The organism is Cupriavidus sp. IK-TO18, from assembly GCF_015549295.1.
Classification (GTDB): domain Bacteria; phylum Pseudomonadota; class Gammaproteobacteria; order Burkholderiales; family Burkholderiaceae; genus Cupriavidus; species Cupriavidus oxalaticus_A.
Genome location: NZ_JADGMP010000017.1, coordinates 1 through 21041, shown reverse-complemented (window position 1 = coordinate 21041; position 21041 = coordinate 1). Strand labels below are relative to the sequence as shown.

Below are 21041 nucleotides of genomic sequence, written 5' to 3'. Positions count from 1 at the left end.
AATTCCCAATTCTGCTTTCATACGTTTAATATTCGCCGAATGAATAGCCTACGCGGAATCGACCTCAACCTGCTGGTGGTGCTTGAAGCACTGCTCGCCGAGCGCCACATCTCACGCGCCGCGCTGCGCCTGCACCTGAGCCAGCCGGCGGTCAGCCATGCGCTGGGGCGGCTGCGGCAGCTGCTCGACGATCCCATCCTGGTACGCGGCAAGGGCGGCCTGGTGCTGAGCGCACGCGCCCATGAACTGTCCGGCCCGCTGGCCGAAGCGCTGTCGCAGGTGCGCATCCTGCTGGGGCCGAGCGGCTTCCAGCCCGCCACCGCGCGCCGCAGCTTCCGCCTCGCGATGTCCGACTACGGTGCGCTGGTGGTGCTGCCGCGGCTGCTGCGCGCCTTGCGCAAGGCCGCGCCCAATATCGACCTGGTGGTGTCGCAGGCCAGCCGCGAGGGCATGACGGCGCAGGTGGCCGATGGCGAGATAGACATGGCGCTGGGCGTGTTCAGCTACCAGCCCGAAGGCGTGCAGTCGGCCGAATTGTTCCGGGAAAGCTATGCCTGCGCGGTGGACGCGGCCACGGTGCGCGACACCGGCCGGCTCGACCAGGTGGCCTACCTGGCGCGCTCGCATGTGCTGGTGGCCACCCACAGCGAACGCATGGACGCGATCGACGCCGCGGTCGCCAGGCTGGGCGGGCGGCGCAAGATCGCCTGCGTGGTGCCGCACTGGAGCGTGGCGCCGGCGCTGATCGCCGGGACCAACCTGGTGCTGACCACGGCGCGGCGCAGCCTGTCGGCGCTGGAGGAAGACTCGCGCTACGCCATCTTCGAGCCGCCGTTTGCGCTGGAAGACTTCACCTTCAGCATGATCTGGCACGAGCGCACCGAAGCCGATCCGGCCCACGCCTGGCTGCGCGAGCGCGTGCTGGCGGCGGCGGCCAGTCAGGAATCGGAAGAGCCGATCAGCTTGCGCGGCTGACGCCGCCGCGCCGGCTTGGCGGCACCCGGCACCGGCGGCTGCGGCCGGGCGTCACGGCGCCTTGCCGGCGGTTCGGGGGATGCAGGCCGTGCGGGCGGCGTGCCCCCGCGGAACACCAGTTTCTGACGCGTGCCGTGCTGCTTGTTGGCCATGATGGCTGGCGGCCAGGGCCAGGCCTGGCTTCTGCTGATCAGTGCATGTGATCGCCGTGGCCGGCGTGGCCGCCGCCCGGCACCATGTCGCGCACTTCGGCGTTGACCTTCTGCTCGGTCACCTTGCCGCCCTGCTCGATCTTCAGCGTGATGGGCACGGTGTCGCCCTTCTTGAGCTGGCTCTTCAGGCCCATCAGCATCACATGGTAGCCGCCCGGCTTCAGCTCTACGTCCTTCATCTTGGGCAGGTCGAGCGACTTGACCTGCCGCATGCGCATCACGTTGTTTTCCATCTTCATCTCGTGGATCTCGGCCTCGCCCACCGGCGACGAGACACCCACCAGCTTCGCGTTCTCGTGCGCATGCAGCACCATGAACGCGCCCGAAGCGGCCTGCGTCGGCACCGTGCCGCGCACCCAGGCGTTGCTGACGTCGACCTGGGCCAGCGCGGCCCCGGACGCCAGCGCCGTGGCCAGTGCGGCAATCGATGCGGCCAGCGTGGCCGCGCGGAATTTGGCTTGCATCGTTGTCTCTCCTGAAAGCAGAGATTAGAACATGGCACCGCGCGCCGCGTGCAGGCATGCCAGGGCATGCGGGCCGGCCAAAGCCGGCTAGTCTGGCAGCCGCGGCGGCGCGCCGCCAATGCGGCAAGGTGTCGCACGCGCCGGCACCTTCCGGCCGCATTGATACACTCGCGCCATGACCACCGCCGCAGCCGTGTCCCCCTCATCCCCCTCATCCCGCTTGCCTGACCTGCCCTTCCTGTCGCCCTTGCCGGCCGCCAGCTCGCCGCGCCACGGCCAGGTGACGCTGCGGCGGCTGTTCTGGCTGCGCTGGGCGCTGCTGTCGGGGCAGGCGCTGACGCTGCTGGCCTGCGACCCGATCGCCGGCATCCGGCTGCCGTATGGGCCGCTGATGGTGGTGCTCGGGCTCCAGGCGCTGTTCAACCTGATCACGGCGCTGCGCCTGCGCCAGCACACGCGGCGCAACACGGCGCCCGGCGAAGCCGAACTGATGGGGCAGCTGCTGGTGGACCTGACCGCGCTGTCGGCGATCCTGTTCTACACCGGCGGCGCGACCAATCCCTTCGTGTCGTTCTACCTGCCGGGCCTCGCCATCGCCGCGGCCATCCTGCCGTGGCGGCAGGTGCTCGCGCTGGCGGTCTATGCGCTCGCCTGCTACACGGTGCTGCTGTTCGAATACGTGCCGCTGGACCTGCACAACCCCGACAACGCGGTGAACTACCACCTGGCGGGCATGTGGCTGAACTTCGTCGCCAGCGCGGTGATGATCGCGATGTTCGTCGCGCGCCTGTCGGGCGTGCTGCGCCAGCGCGAGGCGCAGCTGAACCTGGCGCGCGAGCAGCTGCTGCGCGAGGCGCGCGTGGAAGACCTCAACGGCCAGGCCGCCGCGGTGGCGCATGAGATCGGCACGCCGCTGGCGACGCTGGCGGTGATCGCCGGCGAGCTGCGCGCCGATGCCTCCGACGCGGCGCTGGGCGCCACGCCGATCCGCAGCTACCTGCCCGACCTGCAGACCGTCGAGCAGCAGCTGGCGCTGTGCCGCACCACGCTGGCGCGGCTGCGCGAGGACTCGGCCACGCTGGCGCCGCAGCGCCTGGACGCCTGGCTGCCGGCCTTTGCCGAGCGCTGGCAGCTGCGCCATCCCAACGCCAGCCTGCAGGCAAGCGCCACGCCGGGCGCCGGCGCGCAGCCGGTGGAGACCGCGCGCGTCGGCCAGATCCTGACCATCCTGCTCGACAACGCAGCGCGCGCCCAGCAGAACGCCGGCCGCTCCAGCCGGCCGCTACAGCTGGAAATCGCCATGGAGCCGGGACACGTGGCGCCGTGGCTGTCGTTCCGCGTCGCCGACCATGGCGACGGCATTCCCGAGGCACTGCGCGGCCAGCTCGGCGAAATGCCGGTGGCCAGCCAGCACGGCGGCCAGGGCATCGGCCTGTACCTGGCGCAGAGTGGCGCGCGCCAGATGGGCGGCGAGCTGGGCTGGCGCGACCGCTCCGGCGGCGGCACCGTGGCCGAGCTGCGGCTGCCCGCACTGTCTACGCTATCGGCGCCGCGTGCGCGCAGCGCATCCTGAACCCACGCGCGACTCCTGACCATGACCGACACCTTCCAACCGGTTCCCGAAGCCACCGCGCCGGCGGGCACTTCGTTCCTCGTCATCGACGACGACGAAGTCTTTGCCGGCACGCTGGCACGCGCGCTCATGCGCCGCGGCTACGCCGTGCAAGTGGCCCATGACGGCCGCACCGCGCTGGCGCTGGCGGGCCGAACCGACTTTGCCTACGTCACGCTCGACCTGCACCTTGAGCCGCCGCCCGAGGCCGGCAGCACCGCGCCGGCCGAATCCGGCCTGCAGCTGGTCGCGCCGCTGCGCCAGGCGCTGCCGGACGCGCGCATCCTGATCCTGACCGGCTATGCCAGCATCGCCACCGCGGTGGCGGCGGTCAAGCAAGGCGCGGACGAGTACCTGGCCAAGCCGGCCAATGTCGATTCGATCCTGACTGCGCTGATGGCGGGGGTGTCGGAAGACGCGGCGCAGGCCGCGCTGGAAGAGCCGGTGCCGCTGTCGGTGGCGCGGCTCGAGTGGGAACATATCCAGCGCGTGCTGGCCGAGCATGGCGGCAATATCTCCGCCACGGCGCGGGCGCTGAACATGCACCGGCGTACCTTGCAGCGCAAGCTGGGGAAGCGGCCGGTGTCGCGGTAGAAGGGTAGGGAAACCGGATTGCGGCTGCCGCGCTTACAGGCGCAGCTGCACGTGTTCCCAGTCCAGCCCTTCGCTGGACTCGGCAGTATCGCCCTGCGCGACGATGCGCATGGCATCGCCCGCATGCCGGTCCGACAGCGAGAACAGCGCGCCGGCTTCAAGCGCCAGCGTGGCGGCCGCGGCCTTGGCGGCGCCGCGCGCGCTGGCCTGTGCAGCAGGTGTGGCCGGTTTGGCCTGCGTGACTTCGGCTGTCTGCACGGCAGGCACGGCGGGACGGATGCAAAGGAATGCCGTGGCCGCGGCCAGTGCGGCCAGCAAGCCTCCGGTGGCAAGCACCACGCGGCGGGTCTTGTAGTTGACCATTGGTTTCTCCTGGCAGTGGTTTGAGTGGGATGCGGTGGCTCCCGCACCGGTCAATCGACCGTCAAGGTGCGCAAGGGTCTCATTGCCGCGCGCGGGTGCGCCAGTGTGCTTACCAATGCTTACGATGCTTACCGCGATGTGGCAGGCGGATACGTACTGACAACAAATTCCAGCCGCGACCCGACAAAAAAAGGGCGCATCGTGATGCGCCCTTCTTGTTCCGGCCCTGCGTGCCCGCTTACAGCACGTAGCGCGACAAGTCTTCGTTGCCGGCCAGGTCGCCGAGGCGCTGGTCGACATAGGCCGCGTCGATCGTCACGGTCTCGCCCGACGACTTGGTGGCGTGGAAGGACAGGTCCTCCAGCAGCCGCTCCATCACCGTGTACAGACGGCGCGCACCGATGTTCTCGACCTTCTCGTTGACCGAGAACGCGATCTCGGCAAGTCGGCGGATGCCGTCCGGCGCGAACACCAGGTTGACCTCTTCGGTGTTCAGCAGCGCCTGGTACTGCTTGGTCAGGCTGGCATCGGTCTGCGTCAGGATGGCCTCGAAGTCCTGCACCGACAGCGACTCCAGTTCCACGCGGATCGGAAAGCGGCCCTGCAGTTCGGGGATCAGGTCGCTCGGCTTGGACAGATGGAACGCGCCCGAGGCAATGAACAGGATATGGTCGGTCTTGATCATGCCGTACTTGGTGTTCACCGTGGTGCCTTCCACCAGCGGCAGCAGGTCGCGCTGCACGCCCTGGCGCGACACCTCGCCGCCGCCGATTTCGCTGCGGCTGGCGATCTTGTCGATCTCGTCCAGGAATACGATGCCGTTCTGCTCCACGTTGGCGATGGCCTTGTGCTTGAGCTCCTCGTCATTGACCAGCTTGGCGGCCTCTTCGTCGACCAGCAGCTTGAAGGCTTCCTTCACCTTCATCTTGCGGCGCGCCTTCTTGCCCTGGCCCAGGCCGGCGAACATCGAGCGGATCTGCTCGGTCATGTCCTCCATGCCCGGCGGGCCCATGATGTCCATGCTCGGCACGCCGGCGGCGAGTTCCAGCTCGATTTCCTTGTCGTCCAGCTGGCCCTCGCGCAGCTTCTTGCGGAACACCTGGCGCGTGTTGGAATCCTTCTCTTCCGGCTGCGAGAAGCCGATATCGCGCGGCGGCGGCAGCAGGACGTCGAGCAGGCGGTCCTCGGCCGCGTCCTCGGCCTTGGTGCGCACCTTCTTCATCTCGGATTCGCGCGTCTGCTTGATCGCCATCTCGGCGAGGTCGCGCACGATGGTGTCGACGTCGCGGCCGACATAGCCCACCTCGGTGAACTTGGTCGCTTCAATCTTGATGAACGGCGCGTCGGCCAGCTTGGCCAGGCGGCGCGCGATCTCGGTCTTGCCGACGCCGGTCGGGCCGATCATCAGGATGTTCTTGGGCGTGATTTCCTGGCGCAGCGGCTCGGCCACCTGCTGGCGGCGCCAGCGGTTGCGCAGCGCCACCGCCACGGCCTTCTTGGCCTTGTCCTGGCCGATGATGTGCTTGTCGAGTTCGGAAACGATTTCCGACGGGGTCATGGTGTGCGACATGGTATCCGTTCAGTAGGGCGCGCGTTGCCGCCTTCGCTTATTCCAGCGTCTCGATGACGAAGTTGGTATTGGTGTAGATGCAGAGCTCGCCGGCGATGGTCAGCGCTTTCTCGACCACGTCCTTCGGCGCCATCTCGGTGTTCTCCATCAGCGCCTTCGCGGCCGACTGCGCATACGCGCCGCCCGAGCCGATCGCGGCGATGCCGCCCTCGGGGTCGAGCACGTCGCCGTTGCCGGTGATGACCAGCGTGGTGTCGCGGTCGGCGGTGATCAGCATGGCTTCCAGCCGGCGCAGCGCGCGGTCCGAACGCCAGTCCTTGGCCAGGTCGACCGCGGCGCGGGTCAGGTTGCCCTGGTACTTTTCCAGCTTGGCTTCGAAGCGGTCGAGCAGCGAGAAAGCATCGGCCGTGCTGCCGGCAAACCCGACCAGCACCTTGCCGTTGTAGATGCGGCGCACCTTGCGTGCGGTGCCCTTCATCACGATATTGCCGAGAGTGACCTGGCCATCACCGCCAAGTGCGACCTGGTTGCCGCGGCGAACGCTGACGATGGTAGTGCCGTGATACTGTTCCATGGTGGCTTCCGTGAATATGTCACGACCGTAGTTGGCGACGCCCCCGGCCGTTTCAAGCCCTTTCGTGCGCCGGGCCACACAGGCGGCGCGCCGCGCGGGCGTCTGACCACTATAGGACGCCGGGCGCGGGCCTGCCGCTGCACCTCGTGCGCCTCCCCCCAGATGCAAAAAGGGCCATGCGTTGCCGCATGGCCCTTCCATGGCGCCCGGCGCATCACTTCAAGCGATGCGCCCTGGCAATCCGCTCAGTCGGCTCAGTCGGCATATACGCCGGCCTTCTTGATCACCGGGGTCCACTTGTTGATTTCGGCGGTCAGGTTGGTGCGCAGCGATTCCGGCGTGGCGCGCTGTGCCGGCACCGCTTCGGCGCCCAGCTCGGCCATCTTGGCGCGGAACGCCGGGTCGGCCACGGCCTTCTGCAGGGCGGCCGACAGCTTGTCGATCACCGGCTTGGGCGTGCCCTTGGGCGCGTACATGGCGTGCCAGACCTTCACTTCCACGTTAGGCATGCCCTGTTCGGCTGCCGTCGGGACGTCCTTGAACGCCTCCACGCGACGCGCCTGCATGGCTGCGTACGGCTTGACCGAGTGGGCCTTCAGGTGGCCGGCCAGGTTGGTGGTCTGGTCGCACAGCAGGTTGACCTGGCCGCCCAGGATATCCGTCAGCGCCGGCGCCGCGCCCTTGTACGGCACGGTGGTCAGCTCGGTCTGGATCGCGCTCTGGAACAGCAGGCCGCACAGGTGCGAGGCCGAGCCGATGCCGGCGTTGGCCAGCGACAGCTTGGCGGCGTTGGCCTTGATGTACGGCAGCAGTTCCTTGAAGCTGTTCGGCGGCAGCTGCTTGTTGCCGACCAGGATCATCGGCACGTCGGCGATTTCACCGACCATCTCGAAGTCCTTCAGCGGATCGAAGCCCAGGTTGCGGTACAGCGCCGGGGCCGTGGCCATGCCGATATGGTGGATCAGCACGGTGTGGCCGTCGTTCTTGGCCTGGACCACCTTCTTGGCACCGATGGTGCCACCGGCGCCGCCCAGGTTTTCGATCACGATGGTCGCGCCCAGGTGCTTGGACATGATCGCGGTCAGTTCGCGCGAGAGCTTGTCGGTCGGGCCGCCCGCCGAGAACGGCACCACGGCCGAAATGGGCTTGCCGCCCGGGAATTCCTGCGCGTACGCGCCTGCCGCCACGCCCATCGCGCTGACTGCCAGCGCGGCCGCGATCGTCTTTGCCACTCGTTTCATGCTCTCTTCTCCTGGTTCCTTCAATACCCGTCTTGCAATGCATTGCCGCCGGCTTGGCCCCTGCTCGTGCGGGGGCGCTCTGGCGCGGTCTCACTAGCCGCGCTTGGACCATGACCGGCTGGCGCCGCTGCCCCTGCGGTAAACCGCAAGGGCGGGGGATGATGTTAGCAACTCCAGACAATGCGCAGGTATAGGGGCTAACCCGCCTGCAATCCGCGGCATATGGCGGGAAATCCGGAAAACAGGCAGGGATCGGCCGCAAAGGCACGCTTTTGCGACATGTGGCGCTGCTCAACTGAAAAAACCGAGCATTTCCTCAAGTAGCGGTTCGGGGGCTTCTTCCGGGAGGTAGTGCCCGCACGGCAGCGCCTTGCCGCTGACATCGGCGGCTACCTCCTGCCACAGCCCGAGCGGCTCGAAGCAGCGCGCCACCACACCGTGCTCGCCCCACAGCACGCGCAGTGGCAGCGCCAGCCGGCGTCCGGCCTCGCGGTCGGCGCGGTCGTGCTCAAGGTCGATGGTGGCGGCGGCGCGGTAGTCCTCGCACATGGCGTGCACCCGCGCCGGGTCGCGCATGGCCGCCACGTAGGCGGCCATCGCGTCCGGGGCGAACGGGCTCGGGCCGGCGTGGCGCAGGCCGACCAGCTTCTGCAGGTAGAACTCGGGCTCGGCGTTGATCAGCGTCTCGGGGAACGGCGCGGGCTGGATCAGGAAGAACCAGTGCCAGTAGGCCGCGGCAAAGGCCATGCTGGTGCGCTCGTACATGGCCAGCGTGGGCGCGATGTCGAGCAGCATGGCACGGCTCACGGTTTCGGGGTGGTCGGCGCAGAGCCGGTGCGCCACGCGCGCGCCGCGGTCGTGGCCGCACAGCGCAAAGCGCGTGAAACCGAACTTCGCCATCAGCCCGACCTGGTCCTGCGCCATGGCGCGCTTGCTGTAGTGCTCATGCCCGGCGTTGCCCGGCGGCGCCGAACTGCTGCCGTAGCCGCGCAGGTCGGTGGCGATCACGGTGAAGTGGTCGGCCAGCGTTGGCGCCACCCGGTGCCAGATCAGGTGGCTTTGCGGATGGCCGTGCAACAGCAGCAGCGGCGGGCCGGAGCCGCCCTGCACGCCGGCGATCTCGACCTCGCCGATGCGGTGCCGGAAGGGCTCGAAATTAGGGAACAGCAGCGCGCTGGCGTCGTTCAGCATGGCTTGTCTCCGCTCCTGGGTCGCTTGTCGATCATAGGCGCAAACCCCGCCCTCGGCGCCGCCCGTGACTACCGGGGACTACCGGGCGCATCCACGGACCGTTGCAACTGAATTGCATCAACCGTGGGCCTATGGTTAAATCGGCCCATGACCCGCATTAGCCCGGACGGGCCGGCCCCTGGACCGGCGCCCGCCATCCTTGAAGCCGCCCACGAGCGCCTGCGCCAACTGGGCGCGCGCGTGACGCAGCCGCGGCTGTGCATCCTGGCCTGCCTGATCGGCAGCGACGAAGCGCTGACCCACCAGGCCGTGATCGACCACCTGCCCGAGCAGGGCGAGACCATCGACCGCGTCACCGTGTACCGCGTGCTGGACTGGCTGGTGGAGCAAGGCGTGGCGCAGAAGCGCGCCGGCAACGACCGCGTGTTCCGCTTCAGCCTGGTCGAGCACGAGGCCGCGCGCGCGCAGGAACACCGCCAGCACAGCCATTTCCACTGCACCCGCTGCGACCGCACTTTCTGCCTGGACGACGCCAGCGCCCCGGCCCAGCCGGCCGCGCCGCGCGTGCCCAGCGGCTTTGCCATCGAACATGTCGAACTGACCGTGAACGGCGTCTGCGCCGAGTGCGGCAAGCGTACGCCCGCCGCCCACTGACCGGCACTCTCATTTCCCGGAGAACAACAAATGTCCAAACTGACCCCGGTCACGATCCTGACCGGCTTCCTCGGCAGCGGCAAGACCACCCTGCTCAAGCGCATCCTGAACGAGCAGCACGGCATGAAGATCGCCGTGATCGAGAACGAGTTCGGCGAGGAAAACATCGACAACGAGATCCTGGTGCAGGACGGCCGCGAACAGATCGTGCAGATGAGCAACGGCTGCATCTGCTGCACCATCCGCGGTGACCTGGTGCAGGCGCTGTCAGAACTGCTGACGCGCCGCGACGCCGGCGAGATCGACTTCGACCGCGTGGTGATCGAGACCACCGGCGTGGCCAACCCGGGCCCGGTGGCGCAGACCTTCTTCATGGACGAGGAAATCGCCTCGCGCTACCTGCTCGACGCGGTGATCACGCTGGTCGATGCCAAGCACGCGCACCTGCAGCTGGACAAGCAGGAAGAGGCGCAGCGCCAGGTGGGCTTTGCCGATGCCATCTTCATCACCAAGTCCGACCTGGTCAGCGAGGGCGACGTGGCCGAGCTGCGCCACCGCCTGCTGCACATGAACCCGCGCGCGCCGATCCGCCCCGCCCATTTCGGCGAGACGCCGATCGACACCATCTTCGACCTGCGCGGCTTCAACCTGAACGAGAAGCTGGAGCTTGACCCAGAATTCCTGCGCGCCGACGAGCATGACCACGATCATGACCACGATCATGACCACGAGCACGGCGAGCATTTCGGCACCGACTGCGGCCATGACCACGACCACCACCATGGCCACGGGCACGACCACCACCATCACCACCACCATACCGACCGCATCGCGTCGTTCGTCTTCCGCAGCGAAAAGCCCTTCCACTACGGCAAGCTGGAGGAATTCCTGTCGGGGATCCTGGCGGTGTACGGGGAGAAACTGCTGCGCTACAAGGGCGTACTATATATGGAGGGCGTGGACCGGAAAGTCGTGTTCCAGGGCGTCCACCAGTTGATGGGCAGCGATATCGGCGCCAAGTGGGAAGACGAGACGCCGGGCACCAAGATGGTATTTATCGGCGTGGACCTGCCGCGGGACGCCATCCTCAAGGGCCTGGAGAACTGCCTGGCCTGAGTGCACGGACCGCCGCATGCGCGGTCCCTACCTTCGGACACCGTTCACGGCCACCCCCGTTCGGGGTACCGGGGAAATACCGAAGTGCTGGCTGGCTTTCCCCCGTATCTCGGAAAAATTTGTTCAAGTACAATAGGCCGGATTTGATACCGGTGGCGCACCTTTTTTCCGCCGCCGGTATGGTCCGCTGAACAGGCGGGCCGCAGGGCGGCGGTCGTCGTCAGCATGAGGCAGGCCGCCGGGCAGGTGCGGTCGCAGTGCTTCGTGCGGAGACCGCCTTTCCGCTAGGGGTACCTCGGCGCGCGCCGTCACTGACTGACGCGAGAGAGAGGTGTCCCATGACAGCCGCAACGAAGACGAAAGAAAGCCGCAGCAAGACAGGTAGTGCAGCGGCAGAGACGCTCAAGGCGCAGCCTGTGAAGGCCGCGCCCGCTCCCCGCGGCAGTACGGCGAACGCCGAAGCGGGCGCAACGAAGGGAGGCCCGCGAAGCAGCAAGACTGCAGCCAGCCAGAGTGAAACGACCGTGGCGCGCAAGCGCACGGACAGCGAATCCGAGCGGACCCAGACGCCGCCGGCCGCCTCAACAAGAGAATCAGCAGCAACCATGAGCAGCAACAAACTTCTGACTGAAGCTGAAATCCTGAAGATGAGCGACAAGGATTACATGAACGAGGCGCAGCTCGCCTTCTTCAAGAATCGCCTTGAGCAGCTGCGTGACGAAATCCTGAAGAACGCTGACCAGACCACGGAACACCTGCGCGAAACCGTCATCGTGCCGGATCCGGCCGACCGCGCCACCATCGAGGAAGAGCATGCGCTGGAACTGCGCACGCGCGACCGCGAGCGCAAGCTGCTGAAGAAGGTCGAGCAGTCGCTGCAGCGCATCGAGTCCGGCGACTACGGCTGGTGCGAGGAAACCGGCGAGCCGATCGGCGTTCCGCGCCTGCTGGCCCGGCCCACCGCGACGCTGTCGCTGGAAGCCCAGCAGCGCCGCGAACTGCGCCAGAAGCTGTTCGGGGACTGAAGCCCGGCAACTGAGCCGGCCTGCCTGGCCGGCGCAGCCGCGACACGACGGCCCGGTTTATCCGGGCCGTTTGCATTGGTGGTCAAGCGCGGGGCACCGCTGCACTTGTCGTGGCCCGGCCACGGCCTACCATGATGAGAATCGTCCCGCTGTCGCCGGCCGGGGCTTTCTGGTAAATTCGCAACTTTGTTGCAACAACCGGGTGCGCGCCTGTTTGCGGCCCCTGCTTGCAGTCCCTGCTTGCAATCCCTGCTTGCGCCGCCGGTTCGCCACCTTTCCGCTCTCCTGCCATGGCTGATCGCCTGCCTGTCACCGTGCTGTCCGGCTTTACCGGCGCCGGCAAGACCACGCTGCTGAACCACCTGCTTGCGCAAGGCGCCGGCGGGCGCGTGGCCGTGCTGGTCTGCGGCGCGCAGGATGGCCAGACGCTGGCGCCGCTACCGCCCGGCTGCGAGGCCACCGTGCTGCCGGATGCCGGCACGCTGATGGCCGAAGCCGCGCGGCTGGCCGCGCAAGGGCGCTTTGATGCGCTGCTGGTCGAGGCCGATGGCCGGGACGACCCGCTCGCCATCGCCGAGGGCTTCCTGTTCGAGGCCGAGCACGGCGCCGGCCCCGATGCCGCGCTGCAGCCCGACACGCTGGTGACAGTGGTCGACGCGGCCACCTTCCTCGCCGACCTCAACGAAGCCGATTTCCTGGCCGACCGCGGCCTGGCGCAGGGCCCGGAAGACGACCGCACCGTCGCGGAAGTGCTGGCCGCGCAGGTCGAGTTCTGCGACGTCATCGTGCTGAACAAGGCCGACCTCGCCAGTGCCGGCGAGCTGGCGCGGCTGCGCGCGGTGCTGCATGCGCTGAACCCGCGCGCCGAGATCGTCGAGGCCAGCTTCGGCAGCGTGCCGCCGCAGCGGGTGTCCGGCACCGGCCGCTTCGACTTCGCCGCCGCCGCGGATGCTCCCGGCTGGCTGGCTGCCCTGCAGGGCACGGCGCCGGAGCCGGACAGCGGCGTGTCGACGCTGGTGTACCGGCGCCGCCGCCCGTTCCATCCACAGCGCTTTGCCGACCTGATCCATACCGAATGGCTGCGCGAACAAGGCAGCGTGCTGCGCTCCAAGGGCCTGTTCTGGCTGGCCAGCCGCATGGACACCGCCGGCGACTGGAACCAGGCCGGCGGCGTATGCCGCCACGGCGGCGCCGGCGCCTGGTGGTCTGCGCTGGACCCGGCCGAGTGGCCGACCGATGACGCCGACCGTGCCGGGATCGAGGCCGACATGCAGGTCGACGGCGCGCCGGCACCGTTTGGCGACCGCCGCCAGGAGCTGGTGCTGATCGGCTTGGACCTGGACGCTGCCGCGCTGGCGGCGCGGCTCGATGCCTGCCTGCTGGACGATGCCGAGATGGCGGCAGGCACGCAGGCGTGGGCGGACTACGCAGATCCGTTCCCGGCGTGGGTCGACGAGCTGGACGAGGACCACGAACACGACCACGGCCACGGCCACGGCCACGATCATGACCATGGCGCCGATTGCGGCTGCGGCGCGCCGCACCATCCCCATGCGCACTGACTGGTTCACCCGCCTGCGCGCGCACGGCCCGGGCTTGTGGCTCGCGCTGTGGCTGGCGCTATGCCTGCTGCTGGCGCAGCATGCCGGGCTGACCCACCGCATCGTGCACGGCGGGCTGCCGGGGACCAGCGCAGCCGCGTCGGTCACGTCGGTCACGCCGGCCGAGGCCGACGCGACCAACGCCGATACCGATTCCCATCCACTGGCGCAGAAATTCAGCGGCCACTCCTGCGTGCTGTTCGACGGCGCCACGGTGGCCGACACGCTGTGCGGCAAGCTGCCGCTGCCGCGGCTCGCCTTCGGCAAGCCGGTCAAGCCTGCCAACCTCGCCTGGCGCTGGCCCGACCTGCCCGCCGCCCACCCCTTCCATTCGCGCGCGCCACCGGCGCCGGCCATCGCCCTCGCCTGATCCGGGACGCGGCCATCGCCGCGTGCCCGGCTTTCGAATTTTCCTGAGCTGAACGCCTGCCGCCCGCCTGGTGCGGCCGTCCCATACGGGGCGGCTCGCGCCACGCCACGCCATGCAGCCGTGCCCAGCCCGGGGCTGATTGCCACTGCTTCGTTACGCGCGCCATGTCCAAACAGAACTGCACGAAAAACAGCGCCCCTCGCCTGACCCCGCTCGCGGCCATTGCCGCCTCCCTGACCGCCTCGCTCGCTGCCCTGGCAGCGCCCGCGCACGCGCAGACCGCCACGCCTGCGGCCACCGCCGAAACCGCTCCTGCCACCGCCACTGCTACCGGCACGCTGCGCGAAGTCGTCGTCACCGCCAACCCGCTCGGCAGCGAACTGAACGACATGGTCGCGCCGGTCTCGACGCTGGGCGGCGACGCGCTGGCCGTGCGCCAGGCCAGCACGCTGGGCGAGACGCTCGACAAGCTGCCCGGCGTGTCATCGACGTACTTCGGCCCCAATGCCAGCCGCCCGGTGATCCGTGGCCTGGACGGCGACCGCATCAAGGTGCTGCAGAACGGCGGCAGCACCGTCGACGCTTCGACCCTGTCCTATGACCACGCGGTGGCGCTGGATCCGCTGGTGGCCGAGCGCATCGAGGTGGTGCGCGGCCCGGCCGCACTGATGTACGGCGGCAATGCCATTGGCGGCGTGGTCAACGTGATCGACAACCGCATCCCCAAGGAGCCGATCGAAGGCGTAGGCGGCGCCGTGGATGCCAGCGGCACCATCGGCGGCGACCAGGCCCGCAATGCCAGCGCGCTGATCGAGGCCGGCAACGGCCAGTTCGCGGTCCATGCCGACGCGTTCGCGCGCAAGACCAGCGACCTGCGCATCCCCGGCTACGCCCGCAGCGACCGCCTGCGCGCCGCCGAGCCCCTGCCCGAGGGTGAAAGCGAGGCCTACGGCCGCCTGCCCAACACCAGCGCCGATCAGCAGGGGGGCTCGCTGGGCGGCTCCTACACCTGGGCCGATGGCTTTGTCGGCGCCAACTACAGCGCCTACCGCAATGACTACGGCACGCCCGCCGAGGACGACGTGCGGCTGAAGATGAAGCAGGACCGCTTCGCGCTGGAAGGCGAGGCGCGCAACCTGGCCGGCACCACCGGCGGCTGGATCGAATCGGTCAAGGGCAAGTTCGGGTACACCGACTATGAGCACAAGGAGATCGAGGGCGGCGAGACCGGCACGATCTTCAAGAACCGCGGCTGGGACGCGCGCTTCGAGGCCAGGCACGCGAAGATCGGCAACATGACGGGGGTGATCGGCACGCAGTTCGGGCATACCGACTTCTCGGCGCTGGGCGAAGAAGCGTTCGTGCCGAGCACCAATACCGACAACGCCGCGCTGTTCCTGTTCGAGGAACTGCCGCTGACCGCGTCGGGCGACCTCAAGCTCAACTTCGGCGGCCGGCTCGACCACAGCAGCATCAAGGCCAGCGCCAACGGCAACGACCGCTTTGCCGACGCCAACCGCAGCTTCAACGCCACCAGCGCCTCGGCCGGCCTGCTGTACAAGGTCAACCCGGCGTGGTCGCTGACCAGCAACCTGTCCTACACGGAACGCGCGCCGACCTTCTACGAGCTGTACGCCAACGGCCCGCACGTGGCCACCGGCTCGTGGGAGCTGGGCGACCCCAACGCCAACAAGGAGCGCGCCACCTCGATCGACCTGGGCGTGCGCTTCAAGTCGGGGGCGCACAGCGCGGGCGTGTCGGGCTACTACAGCCGCTTTGCCAATTACCTGGCGCTGTCGGCCACGGGCCGCGCGCGCGACGAGGCCGGCGACGTGGTCGCCCCGGGCAGCCCGGATTCGCTGCCGGAGTTCCAGTACCTGGGGGTGCCGGCCACGCTGTACGGCTTCGAGGCCGAGGGCAAGACACGGCTGCTGCAGAAGATGCTGACCACCAGCGACACGCTGGATTTCGAGGCGCGCGCCGACTACGTGCGTGGCGAGAACCGCGACACCGGCGAGCCGCTGCCGCGGCTGGCACCGCTGCGCCTGGGCGGTGCGCTGGTGTATGGCGCGGGGCCGTGGGGCGCGCGCGTGGATGTCACGTACGCGGCCAAGCAGACGCGCGTGCCGAGCAACGACACACCGACCGATGCATATACGCTGCTAAGCCTGGCGTTGACCTACAAGTTCAAGGTGGCCGGGACGCAGACGCTGGTGTACCTGCGCGGGGATAACCTTACCAACCAGGATGCGCGCAATGCGACGTCGATCCTGCGGGATATCGCGCCGCTGGCTGGCAGGAGTGTGAAGGTGGGGTTCAGGACGTCGTTTTGAGGCCGCGTGGCGGCTTAGCGGCTGGCGCGACTTCGTTGAGACGCCGGTCCTATCCCCCGGCCCCTCTCCCGCAAGCGGGAGAGGGGCCGGGGAGAGGGCTGGCGCTTCCCATCGCGCAAGCCCTGCAACCACCTCAATCCCGATTCACCACCCACTCCCCCTCCACCGCCAACGCGCCCGCTCCCACCAGCGCCCGCACCGTCTGCGCGGAAATCCCGGCCATCTCCTGCCCCGGCATGAACCGGTCGCGAATCCGCACCATCAACGGCGCCTCCGCCATCCACCGCGCCAGCTCCGCCTGCGCCATCCGCTGCTGCTCCAGCAGCTTGAACTTCACCAGCACCTTGACCGCGTGGCTGGCATTGCGCGCGGGATCGGCGCTGAGGTGACGCAGCCGCGCGGTCGCGCGCTCGACCGCGGCATCGACGTCGGTAAACATGGGCCCGTGACCGGGAATCACCAGCCGCGCATCGAGCTCCGCGATGCGCGCCAGCACGGCCGCCTGCTCGGTGAAGCCGCTCTCGCCATCCAGCTCGGGAAAGATCACGCCGAAGCCGTTCTCCCACAACGCATCGCCGGAAATCAGGATGCGCGGCCCCGGTGCGAACAGCATCACCGCATGCGGGTCATGGCCTGGCGCGGCCACCACCTGCCAGTCGATGCCGCCCAGCGTCACCGCATCGCCATCGTGCAGCACGCTGTCGAAGCCGAAGCGGTCGCACTGCTGTCCGGTGGCACGGTAGGTGAGCGCCTCGGTATCCCACGCGGCCACGGCCGCGGCTTCGGCTGCGGGAATCGCGGTACGCGGCTGCCAGCGTGCCTGCAGCGCGGCATTGCCGCCGCAATGGTCCGAATGCAGGTGGGTGTTGAGAATGCGCACCAGCGGCCGTCCCTGCAGCGCGGAAGCGACCAGCGCCACGGTCTGGGGCGCATGCGTGACGTAGCCGGTGTCCACCAGCGCGGTCTCGTCGCCATCGACGAACAGGATGTTGTTGGCCGACAGCCAGCCGCGCTCGAACACGCGCATGGTGTCGGGCAATGCGGGCAATGCGGGCATCGATGCTTCGCTCAAGGGGGTGTCTCCTCGCCCGCCAGCCAGGCGGCGCGCCGGGGCAGTTGCGCCCAGATGCGGCGCTTGTCTTCGTCGCTGGCCGATGACCAGCCGGCGATCTCTTCGATGGTGCGCAGGCAGCCCTCGCAGTAGCCGCTGGCGGCGTCCATGCGGCAGACGTTGCGGCACGGCGAGGGCACCGGCGATTCCAGCCGGGCGGCCTGCGCGGCAAGCTCCGCGGCCAATGCCGCAAGCGTGGCTGCCGCGCGCGCTTCAGGCATGTTTGTGCTGCCGCGCCGCCTTGGCCGCCACCTTCTCGTTGAAGCGGCCCGCGTCGATCATGTGGCGCTCGTGCACGCCCTCGGAAATCTTGTCCTCGCCATCCCAGGCGCTCAGTTCGAAGCGCAGGCGGCGGCCGTCCACCTCGACCAGCTGGCCCTTGACCGTCACCGTCATGCCCGGCGGCGTCGGCGCCAGGTGCGAGAAGCTGACCAGCGTGCCGAGCGACTGCTCGCGCGGCCAGTCCAGGTGCTTGCGCAGCATCTGCAGGCAGGCGCATTCCATGATGCCGACCAGGTAGCCGGTGGCCAGCACGTCGGGCATCTCCGGGCAGCAGGGAATATCGTCGTACAGGCGTGGCACGGTGGCCTTGGGCGGCACCGTGTATTGCCAGCTGAAGGTCAGCCCCGGACGTAGCTCGGGGCTCATGCCGGCGCTCCGGCGGCCACGTCGGCAACCTCCGCGCCGGTCATCTGCTGCAGCTGCTGCGGCGTCAGGTTGAACACCGCATGCGGATGGCCGGCGGCGGCCCACAGGCTGTCGTAGCGGAACAGGTCCTGGTCGAGCAGCATCACCGGCGCGACCGCATGGCCGATCGGGCAGACGCCGCCGATGGCATAGCCGGTCTTCTCGCGCACGAAGCGCGCATCGGCCTTGCCCAGCGCACCAACGCGGGCGGCCACCTTGGCCTCGTCGACGCGGTTGCTGCCGCTGGCAATCACGAGCACCGGCGCATCGTCCTCGACGCGGCGGAAGATGATCGACTTGGCGATCTCCGCCACGCTGCAGCCCAGCCCCGCCGCGGCTTCGGCGGAGGTCTTGCCGGTGGCGGGCAGCATCACCACCGGGCGGTCGTGGCCGAGTCCGGCCAGCAGGTCCGCCACGCGCTGCGCGGATTCGGGCAGCGCTTCGTTACTTGCCGTCATGGGTTCTCCTTGTTTCTGGACTCAGGCGCAGGCCGGCGCCGCATCGCTGGCGGCGGCCCACTTGGTCAGCAGCGCCCGGCCCACGCGCGAGCTGTTGGCGCGGCCGATCGCCTGCGAGATGTAGTCGCCGGTGCGCACCACCGCTTCCAGGTCGATGCCGGTATGGATGCCCATGCCGTGCAGCATGTACAGCACGTCTTCGGTGGCCACGTTGCCGGTCGCGCCCTTGGCATACGGGCAGCCGCCCAGCCCGGCGACCGAGGCGTGGAAGATCGCGATGCCCACTTCCAGGCTGGCCAGGATATTGGACAGCGCCTGGCCGTAGGTATCGTGGAAATGCCCCGAGAGCCGGTCCAGCGCGAACTCCGCGGCGGCGGCGCGCATCACTTCCTGCACGCGCACCGGCGTGCCCACGCCGATGGTGTCGGCGATATCGATCTCGTCGCAGCCCAGCTCGCGCATGCGGCGCACCACGTCGACCACGGCGCTGACCGGGACCTCGCCCTGGTACGGGCAGCCCAGCGCGCACGAGATGCTGCCGCGCAGGCGCACGCCCTTCTCTTTTGCCGCGGCGGCGACCGGTTCGAAGCGCCGGATCGACTCGGCGATCGAGCAGTTGATGTTCTTCTGCGAGAACGCCTCGCTGGCGGCGCCGAAGATCACCACCTCGTCGGCGCCGGCGGCAACGGCGCCCTCGAAGCCCTTCATGTTCGGCGTCAGCACCGAGTACAGCGTGCCGGGCCGGCGCTGGATGCGGGCCATCACATCCGCGCCATCGGCCATCTGCGGCACCCACTTGGGCGAGACGAACGAGGCGGCCTCGATATTGACGAAGCCGGCGTCGGTCAGCTGGTTGACCAGCGCGACCTTGACGTCGGTCGGCACCATGGCCTTTTCATTCTGCAGGCCGTCGCGCGGGCCGACTTCGACGATCTTCACGTAGTTCGGGATGGTCATGGCCGTCTCCTGTCTGTTCTTCGCTGTCTGTTCTTCGTTGTGGGGTGCCGCGGCGCTCAGTACCCGCGCTGCAGGTCGACCACGCCGGCAATCGGCTGGCCCGCGCGCAGCGCGCGGATCTTGCCGGCGATCTGGGCGATGCTGTCCTCGCGCAGGGTCAGCGCCGAAATATGCGGCGTCACCGTGATGCGCGGCTCCTGCCAGAACGGATGATCCGCCGGCAGCGGCTCGATGCGGAACACGTCGAGCGTGGCGCCCGCAACCTGGCCCGACTGCACTGCGGCCAGCAGGTCTTCCTCGACCAGGTGCTGGCCACGCGCCACGTTGATCACATAGGCGCCCTGCGCCAGCCGCGCGAACAGGCCGGTGTTCAGGATGCTCTCGGTTTGCGGGGTCAGCGGCAGCACATTGACCAGCACGCGCAGGCCGTCCAGGAACGGCGCCTGGCCCGCATCGCCATAGAAGCCGCTGACGCCTTCGATCGCGCGCGCGGTGCGGCTCCAGCCGCGCACCGGGAAGCCGAAGCTGGCCAGCGTGCGGGCGATATGGGTGCCGAGCGTGCCCACGCCCATCACGCCGATGGTGAAGTCGGCGCGGCGATGCGGCTTGAGGAATTTCCAGTTGCCGGCGCGTTCCTGCGCCTCGTAGGCGTCGAGCTTGCGGAAATAGCGCAGCACGGCGGCGGTGACGTACTCGGCCATCTGCGCGGCCATGCCGGCATCGTCCAGCCGCACGATCGGCACGCCTGCGGGCAGCGCATCGGGTGCCTCGTCGCGCAGCCGCAGGATGCCGTCGACGCCGGCGCCGAGGTTGAAGACCGCCTTCAGGTCGGTGCGGCCGCGCAGCATTTCCACCGGCGGGCGCCAGACCACGGCGTAGTCGGCTGGCTCGCCGCGGCTGCCCTCCCAGGTCACGCATTCGGCTTCGGGCAGGGCTTCGGCAAAGCCTTCGACCCACGGCTCATAGCGGCCGTCGGGGACGTACAACTGCAACTTCATCTTGTCTCCAGGGGATATTGCGGGGCGCGCATCGACTGTCATTCCCGCGCAGGCGGGAACGACGGGTGAGCAGATACCCAGAAGGCTATTTTGGCAGAGGAATGCGATCCGGGTCAGGCTTCGGGCCGGACCCGGACCGTACGCGCCCCTTACTTGCCCTCGAACGCCAGCAGCTGCGCCCCTTCGGCCACCTGCTCGCCGACACGATAGAGCACTTCGCAGACCACGCCGTCGGCCGGCGCGCTGATGGTGTGCTCCATCTTCATTGCTTCCATCACCAGCAGCGGCGTGCCGCGCGTGACCGTGCTGCCGGCCTCGACCATCACCGCGATGACCTTGCCCGGCATCGGCGCGGTCAGCTTGCCGCCCTCGCCTTCGGCCTCGCCGGCGTGGGCCAGCGGGTCGAGCCACGCCAGCGCGACATGCCGCCCGCCATAGAACACATGGAAGGTCTCGCGGTCGCAGTGCACCTGCCCATGCGCACGGCGGGTGCCGAGGTTGACGCGCAGGTCGTCGGCCTGGCAGGTGCTGGCGAAGGGCGCGGCCTGGTCGGCATAGATCAGCGTGCTGCCGCGCGCATTGGTGTTCAGCGTCACGTCGAGCACATGGTCGCCGTAGCCGAAGCGCAGCTGGCGCGAAACGCCGCCATTGAGCCGCCATGCCCCGCCGTGGGTCCACGGCGAGTGCGGATCGGCGGCGTCGATGCGCAGTTCGCGCGCCTCGCGGTCCAGCAGCGCGGCGACCGCCAGCGCGATGATCTCCATGCCGACCGGGGCCGGCGGCGGGAACAGGGTCTTCTCGTTGCGATCGATCAGCCCCGTGTCCAGATCAGCAGTGCGGAACGCTTCGGACTTGACCAGCCGCTGCAGGAACGCCACGTTGGTCGACAGTCCGACCACGTGATACGCCGCCAGCGCCTGCCGCATCCGCGCCAG

22 protein-coding genes are annotated in these 21041 nt (G+C 68.8%); 9 read left to right on the top strand and 13 right to left on the bottom strand.

All coding sequences use genetic code 11. The annotated features are described in order from the left end of the window. The first annotated feature begins 39 nt into the window (after window positions 1-39). Window positions 40-975 carry a LysR family transcriptional regulator gene (locus tag IPF36_RS15295; protein WP_133098139.1) on the top strand — a complete coding sequence of 312 codons (936 nt, stop codon included), beginning with the start codon at window positions 40-42 and terminating at the stop codon, window positions 973-975. Between the two features lie 190 nt (window positions 976-1165). Here the strand turns inward: IPF36_RS15295 and IPF36_RS15290 are convergent, their stop codons facing one another. Next, on the bottom strand, window positions 1166-1651 hold the full coding sequence (locus IPF36_RS15290; RefSeq protein WP_133098138.1) for a copper chaperone PCu(A)C: 486 nt from the start codon (window positions 1649-1651) through the stop codon (window positions 1166-1168). Window positions 1652-1826: 175 nt separating this feature from the next. Between IPF36_RS15290 and IPF36_RS15285 the strand changes: the two genes are divergently transcribed. Both IPF36_RS15285 and IPF36_RS15280 read left to right on the top strand, forming a co-directional pair. Beyond that, entirely contained in the window at window positions 1827-3224 is a 1398-nt protein-coding gene (locus IPF36_RS15285; RefSeq protein ID WP_135704208.1) for an ATP-binding protein, read from the top strand. A 21-nt stretch (window positions 3225-3245) separates the two neighbouring features. Further along, entirely contained in the window at window positions 3246-3857 is a 612-nt protein-coding gene (locus IPF36_RS15280) for a response regulator transcription factor (RefSeq protein ID WP_133098136.1), read from the top strand. Window positions 3858-3890: 33 nt separating this feature from the next. Here the strand turns inward: IPF36_RS15280 and IPF36_RS15275 are convergent, their stop codons facing one another. From IPF36_RS15275 to IPF36_RS15255, 5 genes are all read right to left on the bottom strand, one after another. After that, window positions 3891-4220, bottom strand: coding sequence for a hypothetical protein (locus tag IPF36_RS15275; protein WP_195428583.1), 330 nt, complete (start codon window positions 4218-4220; stop codon window positions 3891-3893). A gap of 238 nt (window positions 4221-4458) precedes the next feature. Then, entirely contained in the window at window positions 4459-5790 is a 1332-nt protein-coding gene (gene hslU / locus IPF36_RS15270) for an ATP-dependent protease ATPase subunit HslU (protein ID WP_133098134.1), read from the bottom strand. A gap of 37 nt (window positions 5791-5827) precedes the next feature. Then, a complete protein-coding gene (hslV, locus tag IPF36_RS15265; protein WP_012351483.1) occupies window positions 5828-6364 on the bottom strand; it encodes an ATP-dependent protease subunit HslV in 537 nt (178 codons plus the stop codon). A 254-nt stretch (window positions 6365-6618) separates the two neighbouring features. Then, window positions 6619-7605 carry a tripartite tricarboxylate transporter substrate-binding protein gene (locus IPF36_RS15260; RefSeq protein ID WP_135704206.1) on the bottom strand — a complete coding sequence of 329 codons (987 nt, stop codon included), beginning with the start codon at window positions 7603-7605 and terminating at the stop codon, window positions 6619-6621. Window positions 7606-7896: 291 nt separating this feature from the next. After that, the gene (locus IPF36_RS15255; RefSeq protein ID WP_195428581.1) at window positions 7897-8796 is read right to left on the bottom strand and encodes an alpha/beta fold hydrolase; all 900 of its coding nucleotides are present in this window, start codon (window positions 8794-8796) and stop codon (window positions 7897-7899) included. A 147-nt stretch (window positions 8797-8943) separates the two neighbouring features. Between IPF36_RS15255 and IPF36_RS15250 the strand changes: the two genes are divergently transcribed. The 6 genes from IPF36_RS15250 (at window position 8944) to IPF36_RS15225 (ending at window position 15895) form a co-directional block, all read left to right on the top strand. Further along, entirely contained in the window at window positions 8944-9450 is a 507-nt protein-coding gene (locus tag IPF36_RS15250; RefSeq protein ID WP_133098131.1) for a Fur family transcriptional regulator, read from the top strand. A gap of 30 nt (window positions 9451-9480) precedes the next feature. Then, a complete protein-coding gene (locus tag IPF36_RS15245; protein WP_195428579.1) occupies window positions 9481-10566 on the top strand; it encodes a GTP-binding protein in 1086 nt (361 codons plus the stop codon). A 605-nt stretch (window positions 10567-11171) separates the two neighbouring features. Then, entirely contained in the window at window positions 11172-11591 is a 420-nt protein-coding gene (gene dksA / locus IPF36_RS15240) for an RNA polymerase-binding protein DksA (protein ID WP_008642844.1), read from the top strand. A 290-nt stretch (window positions 11592-11881) separates the two neighbouring features. Further along, window positions 11882-13153, top strand: a complete 1272-nt coding sequence (locus IPF36_RS15235; protein ID WP_195428578.1) for a GTP-binding protein — start codon at window positions 11882-11884, stop codon at window positions 13151-13153. Next, window positions 13143-13562, top strand: a complete 420-nt coding sequence (locus tag IPF36_RS15230) for a hypothetical protein (protein WP_255519786.1) — start codon at window positions 13143-13145, stop codon at window positions 13560-13562. Before IPF36_RS15235 ends, IPF36_RS15230 begins: the two co-directional genes overlap by 11 nt. Before the next feature lie 164 nt (window positions 13563-13726). Then, the gene (locus tag IPF36_RS15225; protein ID WP_133098127.1) at window positions 13727-15895 is read left to right on the top strand and encodes a TonB-dependent receptor; all 2169 of its coding nucleotides are present in this window, start codon (window positions 13727-13729) and stop codon (window positions 15893-15895) included. A 133-nt stretch (window positions 15896-16028) separates the two neighbouring features. On the opposite strand, the gene IPF36_RS15220 is transcribed toward IPF36_RS15225, so the two are convergent. The 7 genes from IPF36_RS15220 to IPF36_RS15190 form a co-directional block, all read right to left on the bottom strand. Next, window positions 16029-16952, bottom strand: coding sequence for an MBL fold metallo-hydrolase (locus IPF36_RS15220; protein ID WP_133098202.1), 924 nt, complete (start codon window positions 16950-16952; stop codon window positions 16029-16031). Between the two features lie 11 nt (window positions 16953-16963). Then, a complete protein-coding gene (locus tag IPF36_RS15215; RefSeq protein ID WP_133098126.1) occupies window positions 16964-17227 on the bottom strand; it encodes a DUF1289 domain-containing protein in 264 nt (87 codons plus the stop codon). Next, window positions 17220-17654 carry a thioesterase family protein gene (locus tag IPF36_RS15210; protein ID WP_133098125.1) on the bottom strand — a complete coding sequence of 145 codons (435 nt, stop codon included), beginning with the start codon at window positions 17652-17654 and terminating at the stop codon, window positions 17220-17222. Before IPF36_RS15210 ends, IPF36_RS15215 begins: the two co-directional genes overlap by 8 nt. Continuing rightward, window positions 17651-18151, bottom strand: coding sequence for a YbaK/EbsC family protein (locus tag IPF36_RS15205; RefSeq protein WP_029047310.1), 501 nt, complete (start codon window positions 18149-18151; stop codon window positions 17651-17653). Before IPF36_RS15205 ends, IPF36_RS15210 begins: the two co-directional genes overlap by 4 nt. A 21-nt stretch (window positions 18152-18172) precedes the next feature. Then, window positions 18173-19108, bottom strand: coding sequence for a hydroxymethylglutaryl-CoA lyase (locus IPF36_RS15200; RefSeq protein ID WP_195428574.1), 936 nt, complete (start codon window positions 19106-19108; stop codon window positions 18173-18175). A gap of 56 nt (window positions 19109-19164) precedes the next feature. Beyond that, window positions 19165-20106 (bottom strand): glyoxylate/hydroxypyruvate reductase A, encoded by a 942-nt coding sequence (locus IPF36_RS15195; RefSeq protein WP_195428572.1) that lies wholly within the window; start codon window positions 20104-20106, stop codon window positions 19165-19167. Window positions 20107-20255: 149 nt separating this feature from the next. Next, on the bottom strand, window positions 20256-21041 hold a 786-nt coding region (locus IPF36_RS15190), incomplete at its 5' end, for a biotin/lipoyl-containing protein (RefSeq protein WP_304524025.1).

Bases quoted from the DNA above. Each gene is read 5' to 3' on its own strand.
- IPF36_RS15220 (WP_133098202.1), bottom strand. From the start codon at position 16,952: ATGCCCGCATTGCCCGCATTGCCCGACACCATGCGCGTGTTCGAGCGC.
- hslU (WP_133098134.1), bottom strand. From the start codon at position 5,790: ATGTCGCACACCATGACCCCGTCGGAAATCGTTTCCGAACTCGACAAG.
- IPF36_RS15275 (WP_195428583.1), bottom strand. From the start codon at position 4,220: ATGGTCAACTACAAGACCCGCCGCGTGGTGCTTGCCACCGGAGGCTTG.
- IPF36_RS15245 (WP_195428579.1), top strand. From the start codon at position 9,481: ATGTCCAAACTGACCCCGGTCACGATCCTGACCGGCTTCCTCGGCAGC.
- hslV (WP_012351483.1), bottom strand. From the start codon at position 6,364: ATGGAACAGTATCACGGCACTACCATCGTCAGCGTTCGCCGCGGCAAC.
- IPF36_RS15200 (WP_195428574.1), bottom strand. From the start codon at position 19,108: ATGACCATCCCGAACTACGTGAAGATCGTCGAAGTCGGCCCGCGCGAC.
- IPF36_RS15255 (WP_195428581.1), bottom strand. From the start codon at position 8,796: ATGCTGAACGACGCCAGCGCGCTGCTGTTCCCTAATTTCGAGCCCTTC.
- IPF36_RS15295 (WP_133098139.1), top strand. From the start codon at position 40: ATGAATAGCCTACGCGGAATCGACCTCAACCTGCTGGTGGTGCTTGAA.
- IPF36_RS15260 (WP_135704206.1), bottom strand. From the start codon at position 7,605: ATGAAACGAGTGGCAAAGACGATCGCGGCCGCGCTGGCAGTCAGCGCG.
- IPF36_RS15290 (WP_133098138.1), bottom strand. From the start codon at position 1,651: ATGCAAGCCAAATTCCGCGCGGCCACGCTGGCCGCATCGATTGCCGCA.
- IPF36_RS15250 (WP_133098131.1), top strand. From the start codon at position 8,944: ATGACCCGCATTAGCCCGGACGGGCCGGCCCCTGGACCGGCGCCCGCC.
- dksA (WP_008642844.1), top strand. From the start codon at position 11,172: ATGAGCAGCAACAAACTTCTGACTGAAGCTGAAATCCTGAAGATGAGC.
- IPF36_RS15230 (WP_255519786.1), top strand. From the start codon at position 13,143: ATGCGCACTGACTGGTTCACCCGCCTGCGCGCGCACGGCCCGGGCTTG.
- IPF36_RS15280 (WP_133098136.1), top strand. From the start codon at position 3,246: ATGACCGACACCTTCCAACCGGTTCCCGAAGCCACCGCGCCGGCGGGC.
- IPF36_RS15235 (WP_195428578.1), top strand. From the start codon at position 11,882: ATGGCTGATCGCCTGCCTGTCACCGTGCTGTCCGGCTTTACCGGCGCC.
- IPF36_RS15215 (WP_133098126.1), bottom strand. From the start codon at position 17,227: ATGCCTGAAGCGCGCGCGGCAGCCACGCTTGCGGCATTGGCCGCGGAG.
- IPF36_RS15195 (WP_195428572.1), bottom strand. From the start codon at position 20,106: ATGAAGTTGCAGTTGTACGTCCCCGACGGCCGCTATGAGCCGTGGGTC.
- IPF36_RS15205 (WP_029047310.1), bottom strand. From the start codon at position 18,151: ATGACGGCAAGTAACGAAGCGCTGCCCGAATCCGCGCAGCGCGTGGCG.
- IPF36_RS15285 (WP_135704208.1), top strand. From the start codon at position 1,827: ATGACCACCGCCGCAGCCGTGTCCCCCTCATCCCCCTCATCCCGCTTG.
- IPF36_RS15210 (WP_133098125.1), bottom strand. From the start codon at position 17,654: ATGAGCCCCGAGCTACGTCCGGGGCTGACCTTCAGCTGGCAATACACG.
- IPF36_RS15225 (WP_133098127.1), top strand. From the start codon at position 13,727: ATGTCCAAACAGAACTGCACGAAAAACAGCGCCCCTCGCCTGACCCCG.